Consider the following 1,440-nt stretch of genomic DNA (forward strand, 5'->3'; position numbering starts at 1 on the left):
CCAATTTCAACGCAGCATCACCAAGCGCAGTAGTTAATCAGATGAAATGGACACCACCCACTCTAACCGGCATCTATGTGCCATAGTTGAACTGTAATCATCAACTCAACGAGAGGGTGGCATCCATGAATCAGATTAGCGTAGTGGGTTTAGATTTGGCAAAAAATGTCTTTCAGGTCCATGCAGTTGACCAAGTTGGTCAGGTTGTCACACGAAAAAAACTAGCTCGCAGCAAGGTTTGCCAATTTTTTGCCCAGCTACCACCTTGCTTAATTGGGCTTGAAGCTTGCGCAAGCGCACATTATTGGGCGAGGACTCTGTCTGCACTGGGCCATGAAGTCAAAATGATTCCGCCTGCATTTGTTAAGCCGTATTTGAAGTCCAATAAGAATGACCGCAATGATGCCGAAGCAATATGTGAAGCAGTGCAAAGACCGAGTATGCGGTTTGTAGAACCCAAAAGCCTTGAGCAACAAGCTGTCTTACATTTGCATCATGGGCGGCAGCAACTGGTCAGGCAGCGTGTTGCAACAAGTAATCATATTCGTGCAGTTCTTGCCGAGTACGGCATTGAGCTGCCCCAAGGGGTTCAGGTGATATCTCATCGGTTACCAGAAATATTGGAAGATGCTGAGAATGACTTACCCATGATGACGAGACTTCTTTTAGCGGAATTAAAGTCAGAGCATGATCAGTTGATTGAGCGGGCTGATCGCTTGGAAACGCAGATTAAAGCATGGCATAAACAAAATGAAGCCTCTCAGCGAGTAGAAGATATACCCGGTGTAGGTGCTTTAACAGCTTCGGCATTAGTCGCTACGGTTTCAGATGGAAAGCAATTTGAAAATGGTCGGCAACTCGCAGCTTACCTTGGTCTGGTTCCTCGCCAAGCATCATCAGGTGGTAAAGACCGGCTGCTTGGAATTAGCAAGAGAGGTGATAGCTATCTCAGGGGACTGCTCATCCACGGAGCGCGTGCTGTCATCCATCATGTTCGCCGACGTATAAAGTCAGGTGAGCCTGGTAAAAACCCTTGGGTTGAACAGCTATTACAGCGCTGCCATGTTAATGAAGTTGCGGTGGCTTTAGCTAACAAGATGGCACGGATCGCTTGGGTGTTGTTGGCTAGAAAAGAAAAGTATCAAGCAGTGGCTGCATGACCAACCACGCATAAATTTTAGTATCAGTGTTGAAGCACAAGCGAGGTCGCTAAACGATTGCACCGGTATACCATGACGAAACGGTCGAACCGCGATGGGTCAAACCCGAGAAGCCTTTTGAGGATAAAACCTCGATAATCAGATAGGACCCCATCGGCGAAATTCATAGTGGCCAGGAGCAAAGCTCAAGAACAGGCCGGATGTAAGACTGCAATCGAACCCAATTCGTCATCAGGTATTACTTGGCAAACGGGTGGTGTCCATGTAAGAGGCTTCCTAG

The 1,440-nt window shown here is 47.4% G+C and carries 1 protein-coding gene; it reads left to right on the forward strand.

From position 1 onward, the window contains the following. Nucleotides 1–125: 125 nt before the first annotated feature. A complete protein-coding gene (locus tag V6U78_RS12665; protein WP_405341560.1) occupies nucleotides 126–1,160 on the forward strand; it encodes an IS110 family RNA-guided transposase in 1,035 nt (344 codons plus the stop codon). Nucleotides 1,161–1,440: the final 280 nt, after the last annotated feature.

The organism is Marinospirillum alkalitolerans (assembly GCF_045055655.1).
GTDB lineage: Bacteria > Pseudomonadota > Gammaproteobacteria > Pseudomonadales > Halomonadaceae > Marinospirillum > Marinospirillum alkalitolerans.

Coding starts and splice junctions, on each gene's coding strand:
- V6U78_RS12665 (WP_405341560.1), top strand. CDS start 126: ATGAATCAGATTAGCGTAGTGGGTTTAGATTTGGCAAAAAATGTCTTT.